General features: G+C 66.6%; 14 protein-coding genes. 12 read left to right on the top strand and 2 right to left on the bottom strand.

Annotated elements, in window-relative coordinates; translation table 11 throughout:
- The first annotated feature begins 104 nt into the window (after positions 1–104).
- The 5 genes from C8C93_RS06095 to mmsB all read left to right on the top strand — a co-directional run bounded on the left by C8C93_RS06095 (position 105) and on the right by mmsB (position 3,912).
- Positions 105–527, top strand: a complete 423-nt coding sequence (locus C8C93_RS06095) for a lysozyme inhibitor LprI family protein (protein ID WP_121506253.1) — start codon at positions 105–107, stop codon at positions 525–527.
- 42 nt (positions 528–569) lie between these two features.
- Positions 570–1,736 (top strand): acyl-CoA dehydrogenase family protein, encoded by a 1,167-nt coding sequence (locus C8C93_RS06090; protein WP_121506252.1) that lies wholly within the window; start codon positions 570–572, stop codon positions 1,734–1,736.
- Between the two features lie 281 nt (positions 1,737–2,017).
- Positions 2,018–2,473: a TfoX/Sxy family protein gene (locus tag C8C93_RS06085; protein ID WP_121506251.1), complete on the top strand. Its 456-nt coding sequence runs from the start codon at positions 2,018–2,020 to the stop codon at positions 2,471–2,473.
- A 34-nt stretch (positions 2,474–2,507) separates the two neighbouring features.
- Positions 2,508–2,909 carry a DUF488 domain-containing protein gene (locus C8C93_RS06080; protein ID WP_121506250.1) on the top strand — a complete coding sequence of 134 codons (402 nt, stop codon included), beginning with the start codon at positions 2,508–2,510 and terminating at the stop codon, positions 2,907–2,909.
- A 55-nt stretch (positions 2,910–2,964) separates the two neighbouring features.
- Positions 2,965–3,912, top strand: coding sequence for a 3-hydroxyisobutyrate dehydrogenase (gene mmsB / locus C8C93_RS06075; RefSeq protein WP_255424301.1), 948 nt, complete (start codon positions 2,965–2,967; stop codon positions 3,910–3,912).
- A gap of 111 nt (positions 3,913–4,023) precedes the next feature.
- Here mmsB and C8C93_RS06070 read toward each other — a convergent pair whose 3' ends face one another.
- Positions 4,024–4,866, bottom strand: coding sequence for a hypothetical protein (locus C8C93_RS06070; protein WP_121506248.1), 843 nt, complete (start codon positions 4,864–4,866; stop codon positions 4,024–4,026).
- The gene (locus C8C93_RS06065; RefSeq protein ID WP_147433733.1) at positions 4,863–5,357 is read right to left on the bottom strand and encodes a hypothetical protein; all 495 of its coding nucleotides are present in this window, start codon (positions 5,355–5,357) and stop codon (positions 4,863–4,865) included. The genes C8C93_RS06070 and C8C93_RS06065 overlap by 4 nt, the downstream gene beginning before the upstream one ends.
- Positions 5,358–5,704: 347 nt before the next feature.
- Between C8C93_RS06065 and C8C93_RS06060 the strand changes: the two genes are divergently transcribed.
- The 7 genes from C8C93_RS06060 (at position 5,705) to C8C93_RS06030 (ending at position 14,151) form a co-directional block, all read left to right on the top strand.
- Positions 5,705–6,109 (top strand): DUF2946 family protein, encoded by a 405-nt coding sequence (locus C8C93_RS06060; protein ID WP_121506246.1) that lies wholly within the window; start codon positions 5,705–5,707, stop codon positions 6,107–6,109.
- 237 nt (positions 6,110–6,346) lie between these two features.
- Positions 6,347–8,458 carry a TonB-dependent siderophore receptor gene (locus C8C93_RS06055; protein WP_121506245.1) on the top strand — a complete coding sequence of 704 codons (2,112 nt, stop codon included), beginning with the start codon at positions 6,347–6,349 and terminating at the stop codon, positions 8,456–8,458.
- Between the two features lie 18 nt (positions 8,459–8,476).
- Entirely contained in the window at positions 8,477–10,090 is a 1,614-nt protein-coding gene (locus C8C93_RS06050; RefSeq protein WP_233559243.1) for an ABC transporter substrate-binding protein, read from the top strand.
- A complete protein-coding gene (locus C8C93_RS06045; RefSeq protein ID WP_121506243.1) occupies positions 10,087–11,055 on the top strand; it encodes an ABC transporter permease in 969 nt (322 codons plus the stop codon). Before C8C93_RS06050 ends, C8C93_RS06045 begins: the two co-directional genes overlap by 4 nt.
- A complete protein-coding gene (locus tag C8C93_RS06040) occupies positions 11,052–11,960 on the top strand; it encodes an ABC transporter permease (protein WP_121506242.1) in 909 nt (302 codons plus the stop codon). The genes C8C93_RS06045 and C8C93_RS06040 overlap by 4 nt, the downstream gene beginning before the upstream one ends.
- Positions 11,957–13,405, top strand: coding sequence for an ABC transporter ATP-binding protein (locus C8C93_RS06035; protein WP_121506241.1), 1,449 nt, complete (start codon positions 11,957–11,959; stop codon positions 13,403–13,405). The genes C8C93_RS06040 and C8C93_RS06035 overlap by 4 nt, the downstream gene beginning before the upstream one ends.
- Positions 13,402–14,151, top strand: coding sequence for a glutamine amidotransferase (locus C8C93_RS06030; RefSeq protein WP_121506240.1), 750 nt, complete (start codon positions 13,402–13,404; stop codon positions 14,149–14,151). The genes C8C93_RS06035 and C8C93_RS06030 overlap by 4 nt, the downstream gene beginning before the upstream one ends.
- Positions 14,152–14,225 lie beyond the last annotated feature (74 nt).

Genomic DNA, 14,225 nt, shown 5'->3' with positions numbered 1-14,225 from the left:
GGACGCCACCCGTGCCTGAACCGTGAGATGGCGGCCCTTGCACGGTGGCGCTGGCATTGGGCCGCGCCGGTTTCGACTGCATTGGTCGGTGGTAAAAGCAGGACATGCAAATTTTCAAACTGAAGAATTGGGTGTCAACGGTGGCTGTAATCGCGGGCACCGTGGGTGCGTTGTTGCTGAGCCCCAGCGTGCACGCCCAGGCAGGCGCAGCATGCCGCGACGCCGGTAGTCTGGAAGAGACCAACGCGTGCGCAGTCAAGGCCTACCAGGTCGCGGACACGCAGATCGCCATCCTCTACGGTGATGTGATGCGCGCCCTGTCGGCCCATGAACGCCCCCAGCTGCGCCAGGAGCACACCAACTGGCAGCGCGACCGCATCACGCGCTGCAAGCAGGCCACACGCGCCAGTGAGTCAGAACCCGAGTGGCCGCGCCTGTACCACGACTGCCTCACCGCAGAGACCGAGAACCGCCGCAGAGGCCTGATGCGCTGGCTGACGCTGGACCATCCGTCTGCCAAGCCTTAAAAACTCCACCCCAGAACAACAAGAACCAACGAGACAAGCAGCATGGACTTTGAACTCACCGAAGAACAACGCGCCTTTGCCCAGACGGCCCGCGACTTTGCACAAGCTGAGTTCGCACCCCACGCCGCGCACTGGGACGAGGAAGGCATCTTCCCGAAGGAAGCCATCGCCAAGGCGGGCGAGCTGGGCTTTTGTGGCCTGTACGCACCCGAAGCCGCCGGTGGCCTCGCCCTGCCCCGGCTGGACGCCACGCTGGTCTTTGAAGAAATGGCGGCTGTGGACCCCAGCACCACCGCCTTCATCACCATCCACAACATGGCCACCTGGATGCTGGGCACCTGGGCCACGCCCGCCGTGCGTGACCACTGGGGCCCGCTGCTCACCACTGGCGAAAAGCTCGCGTCCTACTGCCTCACCGAACCCGGCGCGGGCTCCGACGCCGCCTCGCTCAAGACCCGGGCCGAGTTGGTGGGCAACGAATACGTCATCAACGGCAGCAAGGCCTTCATCAGCGGCGCAGGCAGCACCGACGTGCTGGTGCTCATGGCCCGCACGGGTGATGCGCAATCGGGCGCCAGCGGCATCAGCGCCTTTGCCGTGCCCGCCGATGCGCCCGGCATCAGCTACGGCAAGAAGGAACAGAAGATGGGCTGGAACAGCCAGCCCACGCGCACCATCAGTTTTGACAACGTGCACATCCCTGCCGACCACCTGCTGGGCCGCGAGGGCGAAGGCTTCAAGATCGCCATGAAGGGCCTGGACGGCGGCCGCATCAACATCGCCACCTGCTCGGTGGGCGCGGCGCAAGGGGCACTTAACGCTGCCCAGCGATACATGCAAGACCGCAAGCAGTTCGGCAAACCCATCGCCAGCTTCCAGGCCCTGCAGTTCAAGCTGGCCGACATGGCGACCGAGCTGGTCGCCGCCCGCCAGATGGTGCGCCTGGCCGCCAGCAAGCTCGACGCCGGTGCGCGCGACGCATCCACCTACTGCGCCATGGCCAAGCGCTTTGCCACCGACGCAGGCTTTACCGTCATCAACGACGCCCTGCAGCTGCACGGCGGCTACGGCTACATCCGCGAATACCCGCTGGAGCGCCTGCTGCGCGACGCGCGCGTGCACCAGATCCTGGAAGGCACCAACGAAATCATGCGCGTCATCATTGCGCGGCGCATGCTGGATGGGGATGCGACGGAGGCGATTCGCTAAGCGGTTACTCCTATTTTCATAGCTGTTAGCGCTTATCCAATGGGCGGTAACGGCCAATTTCCCTCATGAAATACATATCTCAGACAGGAACATCAGCCCACGCACACGCAGGGGCGCTGGGGGGTTACCCCCTCTCCCCTCGCGGGAGAGGGTTGGGGAGAGGGGGCCCGCACCCGCGCCGCGCCCGTTTCACCCCCTCTCCCCGGCCCTCTCCCACAAGGGGAGAGGGAGTGAGAGCCATCTGAGATAGCTACCTCATCAGCCCATGTGAATCAGAAGCCATGCCCGCCCGCCCCCTCTCCGACGAAACGCTGCACCTGATCGACGCTGTGCGCACGGCGCTCGCGCATCGCAGCGACGTGGAAGAGCGGCCGCTGTTCGGCACCTACGCCTTTTTTGTGGACGGCAAGATGTGCATCGCCGTCAAGGGCGAAGACCTGCTGGTGCGCCTACCGCCCGAGCGCCACGGCGAGCTACAGGAGATGCAGAACACCCGCGAACTCTCGCCCGGCGGCGGCATGCAGGGCTACTTCTGGGTGGAGCCCAACGGCTACGCCACCCGCACGCAATGGAACTACTGGGTGGATGAAGCCTTGGCCTACAACCCGCTGGCCAAGGCATCGCCGCGCAAGAAGACCGGCTCCCCAGCGGCGGGCAAAAAAGCGCCATCCGCCACCCGCAAGACGCCGAAAAAAACCGCTGCCAAGAAGCACAGCATCTTCGAAGCCGACGACTGAGCCACCCTTACCTACCACGACCCGGAGCCCCACCATGCCCCTACGCATCGTCCGCCTTGGCACCCCGCGCGCCGCTGGGGAAGGCACCCGCATCGGCACCGTGCGCCGCCCGCCGCGTGGCGTGCCCAAGGCCGAGTTCGCCAGCCGCGACTACTACGACGTGTGGTACCCCCTGCTCTCGCCCAGCGCCGACCTCATGGCCCAGGGCCAGCAGGTGCCCATCGGCCAGGAAGGCGCCAAGGCGTGGGAGGCTTTCGCCAAACAGTTCCGCAAAGAACTGGCCCAGCCCGAGGCCAGCCGCACACTCGACTTGCTGGCCGCGCTGTCGCACCACAGCGCCATGTCGCTGGGCTGCTACTGCGAGGACGAAGCCCGCTGCCACCGCTCGGTGCTGCGCGCCGAGCTGGCCCAGCGCGGGGCCGACATCAGCCCCTAGATTTCAAGCTTTTTAGGCCGTTACCGCTCGATGGACAAGCCTTTCTAGCTATCAAATTCATACCAAACCTACACACCTTCCCTTTCACCATCACAACGACATCCAGGAGCAACACAGCATGAAAATCGCATTCATCGGCCTCGGCAACATGGGCGGCCCCATGGCACACAACCTGCACAAGGCAGGCCACGAAGTGCGCGCATTCGACCTCTCGCAACCCGCCCGCGACAAGCTGGCCGCAGACGGCGTGCCCATCGCCGCCGACGCCAAGGCCGCCGTGGCGGGTGCCGAAGTCGTCATCAGCATGCTGCCCGCCAGCCAACATGTGGAAGGCCTGTTCCTCGGCGCGGGCGAGTTGCTGGCCCAGTTGCCTGCGGGCACGCTGATCATCGACTGCTCCACCATCGCAGCCGCCACCTCGCGCAAAGTGGCCGAGGCCGCCAAGGCCAAGGGCGTGGCCTTTATCGATGCACCCGTGTCGGGCGGCACTGGCGGCGCCATCGCAGGCACCCTCACCTTCATGGTGGGCGGCGACACCGCCGACCTGGAACGCGCCCGCCCCGTGCTCGAAAAAATGGGCGCCAACATCTTCCACGCAGGCAGCGTGGGCGCAGGCCAGACGGCCAAGATCTGCAACAACATGCTGCTGGGCATTTTGATGGCGGGCACCAGCGAAGCCATTGCCCTGGGCGTGGCCAACGGCCTGGACCCCAAGGTGCTGAGCGAAATCATGCGCCGCAGCTCGGGCGGCAACTGGGCGCTGGAGAAGTACAACCCCTTCCCCGGCGTGATGGAAACCGCGCCCGCCAGCAAGGGCTACGCGGGGGGCTTTGGCACCGACCTGATGCTCAAGGACCTGGGGCTGGCGCAGGAGAACGCGATGGCGGTGAAGGCTGCCACGCCGCTGGGGGGCATGGCGCGCAATCTGTATGCGGCGCACAGCCTGGCGGGGCATGGGGGGCTGGATTTTTCCAGCATTATTAAGATGGTGCAGAAGGGGTAATCAGCAGTCTTTCATCAACCAAATAAAACGCCAGCCACTGCTGGCGTTTTATTTGGCAGACCGGAGTTCAAAAAAACTTAGATTATTTCGAGATGAACATTAAAACCTGTTTTAATGCGACTTTTGTTCTTCAGAGCCGCCTTGAGAGGCACTAATGCGTTGAGCCTCAGCAACAACCTGGGCTATTGCATTACCAAATGATTCAAATGGACAAATCGCAAGAACACCTTGCATCCTGTACCAGGCACTCTGTACTCCGATAACCCGATACTCCCAGTCCATACCTTCATGCTTATGAAGTGAGAAAACTGGGCCACCGCTCATACCGTCCAGATCGTCAATATACCCCTCTGGGCTTGCTGCAAACGTTGCGTAAAATTGATTAGCAGACTTGTCGCCGGCAGTCGGCGGCACGGGGCTTTTTTGGAGCGGAATCGTGACGACTTTTGCCGTCAAATGAGTGGTGCCATCAAAATGAACCGATTCGGAAGGGATACCAATCAAAGCCCACCCATCATTGGCATTTAAGTGGGTCCCCCAAGCCCTAGAACAGAGCGGCTTTACGCCGCCCGCTTCCAACTGCGCTCGGTAGAAGTCGGCAACCGGGAGAGCGGCGTAGTCAAGCCCTTGCTCACTATCTCGGATAACCATCCAATCATCAATTCGAAAATCGTAGGGAATCGCAAAGCCATTGAACGGATTTTTTGCGGCGCTGTCATCTAAGCGCCACCTATCAAACTCTGCACCTGCAGAAATTGCAGCTTTAATGTCTTCAAGAATGTGCCCTGCGGTGACGTAGAGCCAGAGTTCGTCAATCTCTACCAAAAATCCGGAGAACATCAGCGCTTTATCGCTCTGCCCGTTAGGCATGATTTGTATACAAGAAAGGGTCACAAAGTGGTGCCCTGCTGATTGATAGAGCATCTGAATGATGTTCAAGATCGAGCCTTTCATCGAGATATGGGAGGCTGGTAAAACGTCCAAACATTTAGCCTTGCTAGCCCAGAGCCGTCATCCAACTTAAGCGGCTCGAGTTCAGAAGGCATCCTCTCAAAATGGTGGAGCCTGAAGAATTTCTCAGCTTCCCGCATTCGAGCGCTAGAAGCGGCCGGATCGATAAATTTTTTGTATGTCGTACGAATTACGTGCTTATTATGCAGATGGGCCTGAAGTTTTTCGTCGTCGTCGAGCATCACAAGCTCAGCAATCGCATAGACAACGATGCCATCAGCTGCCTGCTTTTTCGGACCGGGCCTCCTCTCAATTTGACTCTTCGCCTCTGTAATGCGGGCCGGAATCAAACTGTGTTGAGCAGCGAAGTTCACCTTAAACTCGCATCTCGTGCGTGATTCTGGGTTGTCCTCTGCGCCACAAAGCAGGAGGTCGGCGCGTTGTCCAGATTCCGTGAACGCCGTTCTTCGCGTCCGATCTTCTATGTAGGGCATACACACATTTCGCAGTGTCTGCTCGAATCCACCGTTCCGAACGCCACTCCTAAAGGGCGGTTTCCATAGCGCCTTGAGTCCTGCATCCAAGCCGTCTCGAAATCGTTCAATCATAAGCACTCCTATCTCAAAGCATGGTAGTTCTATGCGAAGCACATGCAAGTGAAAAACCGCCGTGCCGTATTAGTGGGCCGAGCCGGATGGTGCCCATCGAGCTGCCTCCATCAGGTTTGAACGTTCCATTTTTAGCCTCTGTAACCAGCCAAATCCCAGTTTCGCGCCGAGTCGGGTAACGGGTATCTGAGCTCCCAAAATTAGTCCACCAAGTACCCCACTCGCAGTTGAGTATGATTCGCATCCCCATGCTGCGCCGCACCATTCCCGCCCTGCCTTTCCACATCGTGCTTCTGCTGGTGGCGTTGTTCAACGCGCTGGCGGGCGCGCCCTTGCATGAGGCGCGGCACATTCAGGAGCTGGTGCGCAGCGCCACAGCCTCGGCAAGCGCAGGCGATGTGGATGCGTTGACAAACAACGCCACAGCCAGCGACGAACACAGCGAAGAGACACACACCACCTGCGCCTGGTGCCTGACCCACGCGCTGGAGGCGGGGCTGGCGCATGCACCGGCCCGCCAACCGCAACTCCCCGCAGAACCCAACGCCATTGCGCCGCACAGCGCAAACCCCATCACGGCCCAGCAGGTGCGCTGGCCGTTTGCTGCACGCGATCCTCCGCCAGCCCAGCGGGCCTGACACGCGTCGGGCCCCAGCCAGCCTGCGCTCCCCAGCGCATCCCCTTTTCGTTTTTGCCCTTGCATTCACCCCCGTGGGGTGCGTGCGGGCACGCGGCCATGTGCGCTTCCTCTCCAGGCGCGCCGGGCCCCGTTTTTGCGTTCATCTGCTTTTCTGGACTGGTTTGCCATGCGTTCTTCGTCTTCTCCTGATTCTTCTTCACGCCGTGCGCCCCTGCCGCGCCCCACATTGACGGCCATGGCGGCTACCGCCCTGCTGGCTTCTCTCCACCCCGCCTGGGCCGCAGACGGCGATGCCGTCACCGCCCCCACCCTGTCGGCAGTGGACGTGGTGGGCCGCAGTGCCTCGGGCGCCTACTACGCCGACGAGGCCGAGGGCGCCAAGACCAGCCTGCCGCTGCGCGAGCTGCCGCAATCCGTGCGCGTGATGTCGCGCCAGACGCTGGACGACCTGGGCGCCACGCGGCTCGATGATGTGCTGGACTATGTGGGCGGGGTCTCGCGCCAGAACAACTTTGGCGGGCTGTGGGACAACATCGCCATCCGGGGCCTGCCGGGCAACGAGAACACGGGCATGGCGACCTTGCTCAACGGGTTTTCGTCCAACCGGGGCTTCAACGCGCCGCGCGACTTGGCGGGGGTGGAGCGGGTGGAGTTCCTCAAGGGCCCGGCGGCCGCGCTGTATGGCAGCAGCGAGCCCGGCGGCACGCTCAACATCGTGAGCAAAAAGCCGCTGTGGAAGGCCGCCCATTCGGTGGAGGCCTACGCGGGCAGCTACGGCCTGGGCCGCGCGGCGCTGGACACCACCGGCCCCATCAACGACCGGCTGGCCTACCGCCTGAACGTGGCGGTGGAAGACAAGGGCAGCTTTCGCGACCATGTGCGCGCGCAGCGGCAGGTAGTGGCACCGGCGTTGACCTGGAAGCTCTCGCCCGACACGGTGCTGGAGTACACGGCCGAATTTCTGCGCCACGCCACGCCGCTGGACCGGGGCGTGGTGGCGGTCAACAACCGCCTGGGCGCGGTGCCCGCCAGCCGCTTTCTGGGCGAGCCTGCCGATGGCGATGTGACGGTGACCAACCAGACGCACCAGCTGGTGCTGTCGCACGAGTGGAATCCCGACTGGCGCAGCCGCGTGGGGCTGTCGTACCGCGAGACGGGAATGGAGGGCTTCTCGACCGAGGCCACGGCGCTGCAAGCCAATGGCCGCACGCTGACGCGCCAGCGGCGCCATCGCGACTTCCAATCGGATGACGTGGCCGTGCAGGCCGAGCTGCAGGGCAACCTGCGCACGGGCGGGCTGGAGCATGAGCTGCTGGTGGGGGTGGAAAGCTACCGGTTCAGCATGGATTCGGTGATGCTGCGCGTGAACCCCAGCACTGCCGCGCCGTATGCCATCGACATCTTCAACCCCGTGTACGGCCAGTCGCAGCCCACGCCCGGGCGCAACACCGACACGCTGGAGAAGCAGCGCAACACGGCGCTGTATCTGCAAGACACCCTGAAGCTGGGCGAGCAGTGGCGCGTGATGGCCGGGCTGCGGGCCGACAACTATGACCAGAGCCTGCAAAACCGCATCACCAACCGCACCACGGCGCAAAGCCCCTCGGCCGTGTCGCCGCGCCTGGGGGTGAGCTGGCTGCCCACGCCGGGGTGGACGGTGTATGCCAACGCGGGCAGTTCGTTCCGCCCCAACACGGGCAGCAATGTGGCGGGCAATGGCTTTGACCCCGAAAAATCCCGCGCGCTGGAGCTGGGCGCCAAGTGGGAGAGCGCCGACCAGCGCCTGGGCGCCACGGCGGCACTGTTCGACATCACCAAGCGCAATGTGCTGACCAGCGACCCGCTGAACGCGGGATTTTCGGCCGCCGCTGGCGAGGTGCGCAGCCGGGGGCTGGAACTGGACCTGGCCGGCCGCCTGAGCACCCACTGGCGCGTGAATGCCAGCCTGGTCATCAACGATGTGGAGGTGACCCGCGACAACACGCTGGAGGTGGGCGGCCGCCTGCTGAACGTGCCCCGTGTGAACGGCAGCGTGCTGGCGGTGTACGAAAACCAGTTGGCCAACGGCCAGCGCTACGGCGTAGGCGGTGGCGTGACCCACATGGGCAAGCGCCTGGGCCAGGCCCGCACTCAGGCCGAGGCGAATGCAGGCACCGCCGCGTTTGAGCTGCCCAGCTACACCACGGCCAAGCTGATGGCGTACTGGCGCCTGAGCCCCACGCTGAACCTGTCGCTGGACGTGGACAACGTGTTTGACAAGGTGCACTACACCAGCTCGTACAGCCGCGTGTGGGTGGCGCCGGGGGCGGCGCGCACGGTTACCGTGGGTTTGCAAGCCAAGTTCTGAGTGGTGCCGGTGAACTGCATGACAACACTTTCAGCCGTCCCCAAACCCCTGACGCGGCGCCGTGCCTTGCAAGCTCCCGTGGCTGCGCTGGCGGCGGGCGCCCTGCCCGCTGCCTGGGCGCAGGGCACACCACCCGCCTCCCCCCCCGCACCGCTGCAAATCGTCGGCCCGTGGGAGATCAGTGGCCTGGCGCCCGCCAGCAGCGGCTATGTGTTCACGCGCATGCAGGTCACCGAAACCCTGCTGGACGCGGCAGACGACGGCCAGCCCCGGCCCGCGCTGGCGCGGCTTTGGCGCCGGTCGGCGGATGGGCTGGTGTGGCACTTTGAGCTGCGGCCCGGGGCGCGTTTTCATGACGGAACGCCGGTAACGGCCGCCGCCGTGGTGCGCAGCCTGCAGGCCGCGCAGGTGGCGCCCGCACTGCTGAGCCAGGCGCCCATCGAATCCATCACCGCGCCTGACGAAGGCACAGTGATGATCCGCCTGCAGCGCCCCCACACCGCCCTGCCCGCGCTGCTGGCGCATTCCAGCACCATGGTGCTGGCCCCGGCCAGCTATGGGGCCGACGGCAAGGTGCGCAGCATCATTGGCAGCGGCCCCTACCGCATTGCGGTGCTGGTGCCTCCGCAGCAGGTCGAGACCGTGGTGTTTGACGCCTACGACGGCCCGCGCCCCGCCATTGCCGCCGTGCGCTACCTGGCCGCCAGCCGTGCCGAAACCCGCGCGCTGATGGCCGAGAGCGGCCAGGCCGATCTGGCCTACGGGCTGGACCCGGCCAGCCTGCGGCGGCTGCAGCGCCATGCGCAAAACCCCACACTGGCGCGCCGCACCGCAGTGCGGATTGCCTCGGTCACGCTGCCGCGCACCGTCATCGTCAAGCTCAATGCGGGCATGCCTGCGCTGCGCGACGTGCGCGTGCGCCAGGCGCTGAGCCTGGCCATCGACCGCGCGGGCATTGCGCTGGCGCTGATGGGCGACGAGGCGCTGGCTGCCACGCAGCTGCTGCCGCCCACGCTGGGCGCGTGGCACAACCCGCACCTGCCCCCGCTGCCGCACGACCCCGAAGCCGCCGCGCGCCTGTTGCGGGCCGCTGGCTGGCAGCGCCACAGCGACGGCCTGCGCGATGCTGAGGGCCAGCCGCTGCACCTGGTGATCCGCACCTTTGTGGACCGGCCCGAGCTGCCGCTGATTGCCACCGCCTTGCAGGAGCAGTGGCGACTGGCGGGCATGGCGGTGAAGGTAAGCATCGGCAACTCGGGCGACGTGCCCCGGGGCCACCGCGACGGCAGCCTGCAACTGGCGCTGGCGGCACGCAACTACGCCAACGTGCCCGACCCCACAGGCACGCTGGCGGGCGACTTTGCCGCCCAGGGCGGCGACTGGGGCGCCATGGGCTGGCACAGCGACACCGTGGTGCAGGCCCTGCGAGAGCTGACGCGCACCCAGACGCCGCCCGAGCGCACGCGCGCGCTGCGGCAAACCATCACGCACACCCTGCAAACGGAGCTGCCCGTGATCCCCGTGGCGTGGTACCGCCAGCATGTGGCCGTGGCCCCCCGGCTGGCGGGCGTCACGCTGGACCCGCTGGAGCGTTCTTACCGCCTGACCGGCATGGAGTGGAACAACCCATGAACCCCTTGATGTCAAAACCCTGGGCAGCCCTGCTCGGCCGCAGGCTGGTGCAGGTGCTGGCCGTGTCACTGCTGATCGGCACGCTGTGCTTTTTGATGGTGCGCGCCCTGCCGGGCGACCTGGCCATGCGCGTGGCGGCGGGCCGCTATGGCTACGACCTGGTGAGCAACGCCGCCGCCGACGCGGTGCGCGCCGAGCTGGGGCTGGACCGCCCCGGCTGGCTGGCGCTGCTGCACTGGTGGCGCGACATGGCCACCTTCAACCTGGGGCAGTCGCTGGTGTCGCAGCGCTCGGTGTGGCACGAGGTCACGCACCACCTGGGCGCCACGCTGCGCCTGTCTGCCGCCGCGCTGGCCATTGCCTTTGCCGTGGGCGTGCCCCTGGGCGTGTGGGCCGGGCTGCGGCCCCAGGGCTGGGTGGACAAGGCCAGCTGGCTGATGGCCGTGGTGCTGCGCGCGCTGCCGCCGTTTTTGCTGTCGGTGCTGCTCATCCTGCTGGTGGCGGTGCAGTGGGGCTTTTTGCCTGCGGGCGGTGACGAGAGCCAGGCCAGCCTGGTGCTGCCCGCGCTCACGCTGGGACTGGGCCTGGCCGCAGGCCTGGCGCGCGTGACCCGCGCCGCGATGCGCGAGGTGGTGGTATCGCCCTTTTTCGAATTTGCGCGCACCAAGGGCCTGAGCGACTGGCAGGCGCTGGTGCACCACGGCCTGCGCAATGCCGCCGTACCGGTGACGGCCTACCTGGGCGTGCAGGCGCTGTTTCTGGTGGAGGGCGCACTGGTGGTGGAGACGCTGTTTGCCTGGCCCGGCATCGGCCATGCGCTGGTGCACGCCGTGTTTGGGCGCGACATCCCGGTGGTGCAAGGCACGGCCCTGTGCATGGGGGTGCTGTTTGTAGTGTTCAACCTGCTGGTGGATGCGGCGTGCCTCGCGCTGGACCCTCGGCATACCCAGAAGGTGGCGAAATGAGCAGCCCCCCTGAGTCGCTGCGCGCCATCCCCCCAGAGGGGGGACGCACCCCGGTGGCCTGGCAAAGCCAGATCCACGGGGGCGCTGAGGCAGTGCCTTCTGTCCCCCCGCGTCCTCTCCGCTGGCCTGTTCGCACCGTGCTGGGCATTACCTTGCTCGGCCTGCTGGCGCTGTTTGCCCTGCTCGGCCCCTGGCTGGTGGGCGCCAGCCCGGTGGTGCAAGACCTGCGCAACACCCTGGCGCCCCCCAGCGCCCAGCACTGGCTGGGCACCGATGTGCTGGGCCGATCGGCGCTAGCGCGGCTGGCGCATGCGGCGCAGCTGTCGCTGGGCATGGCGCTGCTGGCGGCCGTGAGCGCCGCCGTGCCCGGCACGCTGCTGGGCATTGCCGCCGCGTGGCGCGGCGGGCGCACCGAGCGGGCGCTGCTCATGCTGTCGGACTCGGTGCTCGCCATCCCCGGCCTGCTGCTAGTGTTGCTGATTGCCGCCCTGGCGCCCGGCGCGCTGTGGGCGCTGTATGCGGGCCTGTCGGCCGCGTTGTGGGTCGAATACTTCCGCGTGAGCCGCGCGGTGGCCCGGCCCGTGCTGGCGGGCGACGCGGTGCAGGCATCGCGCCTGCTGGGTTTTGGGCGCGGATACGTGCTGCGCCGCCACCTGCTGCCTGCGCTCGCGCCCACGCTGGGCACGCTGCTGGCCTTCACCACATCGCAAGCCGTGCTGGCGCTGGCCGCGCTGGGTTTTGTGGGTGTGGGCATGCAGCCGCCCACGCCCGAGCTGGGCCTGATGATGACAGAGGCCATGCCCTACTACGAAGAAGCCCCGTGGCTCATTGCCGCCCCCACCGCGCTGCTGGTGTGGCTGGTGGCCGCGATGATGCTGCTCAACCCCGACCGGGAGACCGCATGACCACGCCTTTGAAATCCGACGCCCTGCTGGTCGTGGAGGGCCTGGGCATCCAGGTGGGCGGCAAGCGGCTGCTGCGCGACATCGGCTTCAGCCTGCGGCCGGGCGAGGCGCTCACGCTGGTGGGTGAAAGCGGCGCGGGCAAGTCGCTGCTGGCCCAGGCCATCATGGGCAACCTGCCGCCTGCGCTGCAGGCCACGGGCCAGATCACGCTGGATGGCACCACCACCGGCGCCCAGGACGCCGCCGCGCGCCGCGCCTTGTGGGGCCGCAAGCTGGCGCTGCTGCCGCAGGAGCCCTCGCTGGCGCTCAACCCCCTGGCCCGCGTGGCACCGCAGCTGGCCGAGGTGTACCGCCTGCTGCACCAGCAGCCCCCCAGCGCCGCCAGCGCGCAGGCCGAACAGGTGCTGAGCGCTGCGGGCCTGGGCGGTGCAGGCAGCCACTACCCCTGGCAACTGTCGGGCGGCATGGCCCAGCGCGCCGTGGCCGCCATCACCCTGGCTGGGGGCGCTCCGGTGCTGATGGTGGACGAGCCCACCAAGGGCCTGGACGCGCATTGGCGCGGCCGCATGGTGGAATTGTTCCAGGGCGTGCTGAAGGCAGGCGGCTGCCTGCTCACCATCACCCACGACATGCAAGTGGCGCAGGCGCTGGGCGGCCAGGTGATCGTGCTGCGCCACGGGCAGGCGGTGGAGCAAGGCGACATCCACACCGTGGCCGCCGCGCCGCAGCACGCCTTTACCCGCCAGCTGCTGCAGGCCGACCCGGCCCACTGGCTGCCGTTTGCCGCGCCCACGCTGGGCGAGCCGGTCGTGCAAGCGAATGGCATCTCCAAAGCCTATGGTGCGCAGAAGCTGTTTGCGCCGCTGGACCTGGAACTGCGCAGCGGCGAGCGCCTGGCCGTTCAAGGCCCGAGCGGCACCGGCAAAAGCACGCTGGGCAATGTGCTGCTGGGCCTGGTGGCGCCCGACACGGGCCGTGTGGAGCGCAGCGCCCGGCTGCGCCCGCATGCGTTCCAAAAGCTGTACCAGGACCCGGTGGGCTCGTTTGCGCCGCACATCAGCCTGGCCCAGTCGCTGCGCGATGCTGCGCGGCTGCACCGCTGCGACTGGAAGGCCGTGCAGCAGCGCCTGGCGCAGCTGCGCGTGCCCGAGGACCTGCTGGCGCGCAGGCCCGACCAAGTCTCGGGCGGCGAGTTGCAGCGCATTGCGCTGGCGCGCGTGCTGGTGGCGCAACCGGCGCTGCTGTTCGCCGACGAGCCCACCTCGCGCCTGGACCCGATCACGCAGCAGGAGGCCATCCAGGTGCTGCTGCACGCGGTGCAAGACACCGGCGCCGCGCTGATGCTGGTGACCCACGACCCGCACCTGGCCGCCGCCGTGGGCACCCGCACGCTGGACTTCGCGAGCGCTGGCAAGGAGCCCGCCGCCACTATGCTCGCCGCATGACAGCGACACCCTCCCGCACCCTCTGGATCATCAAGACCGGCGACACCCTGCCCCCCCAACGGGCCCGGCATGGCGACTTTGAAGACTGGATTGCGGGCGGCCTGAACCAAGCCCCCGCCAGCACGCAGCTGGCGCTGCAGACACTGGACGCCCGCACCGCCACCGCATGGCCAGAGCCCGGCCAGATAGCGGGCGTGGTGGTGACCGGCTCCCCCGCCATGGTGACCGACCGCGAACCCTGGAGCGAGCGCACCGCTGCATGGCTGGCCAGCGTGGTGGCGGCCCGGGTGCCCGTGCTGGGCATCTGCTACGGCCATCAGCTGCTGGCCCACGCGCTGGGCGGCGAGGTGGCGCGCCACCCCGCCGGGCTGGAGATAGGCACCGTGGCCGTGCAGCGCCTGGCCGGTGCCGAGGGCGACGCCCTGCTGGGCCACCTGCCAGCCCGCTTTGGCGCCCAGGTGGTGCACGAGCAAACGGTGCGGCGCCTGCCCCCTGGTGCCGTGGCGCTGGCCGCCAACGCCCACGAGCCGCACCACGCGTTCCGCGTCGGCCCCTGTGCCTGGGGCGTGCAGTTTCACCCCGAGTTCAGCGACGTGGTGATGCGCGACTACGTGGCGTGTTTTGCGCCTGCGCTGCAACGCGCGGGCATGGATGTGGCAGCGCTGGAGCAAGGTGTACAGGCCACGCCAGAATCGGCCAGCCTGCTGGCACGTTTTGCGCAGCTGGCGGCAGCGGCCACCACTTGAAATCTCAATGAAAATTGGCTCTAGCGCTTATCTATCAAGCACTAACAGCTATCAATACAATAGCAAATCCTCCG

The organism is Acidovorax sp. 93 (genome assembly GCF_003633835.1).
Taxonomy (GTDB): domain Bacteria; phylum Pseudomonadota; class Gammaproteobacteria; order Burkholderiales; family Burkholderiaceae_C; genus Acidovorax; species Acidovorax facilis.
The sequence above is the reverse complement of the archived record's forward strand: the minus strand, read 5'-3'. Positions and strand labels throughout refer to the sequence as shown.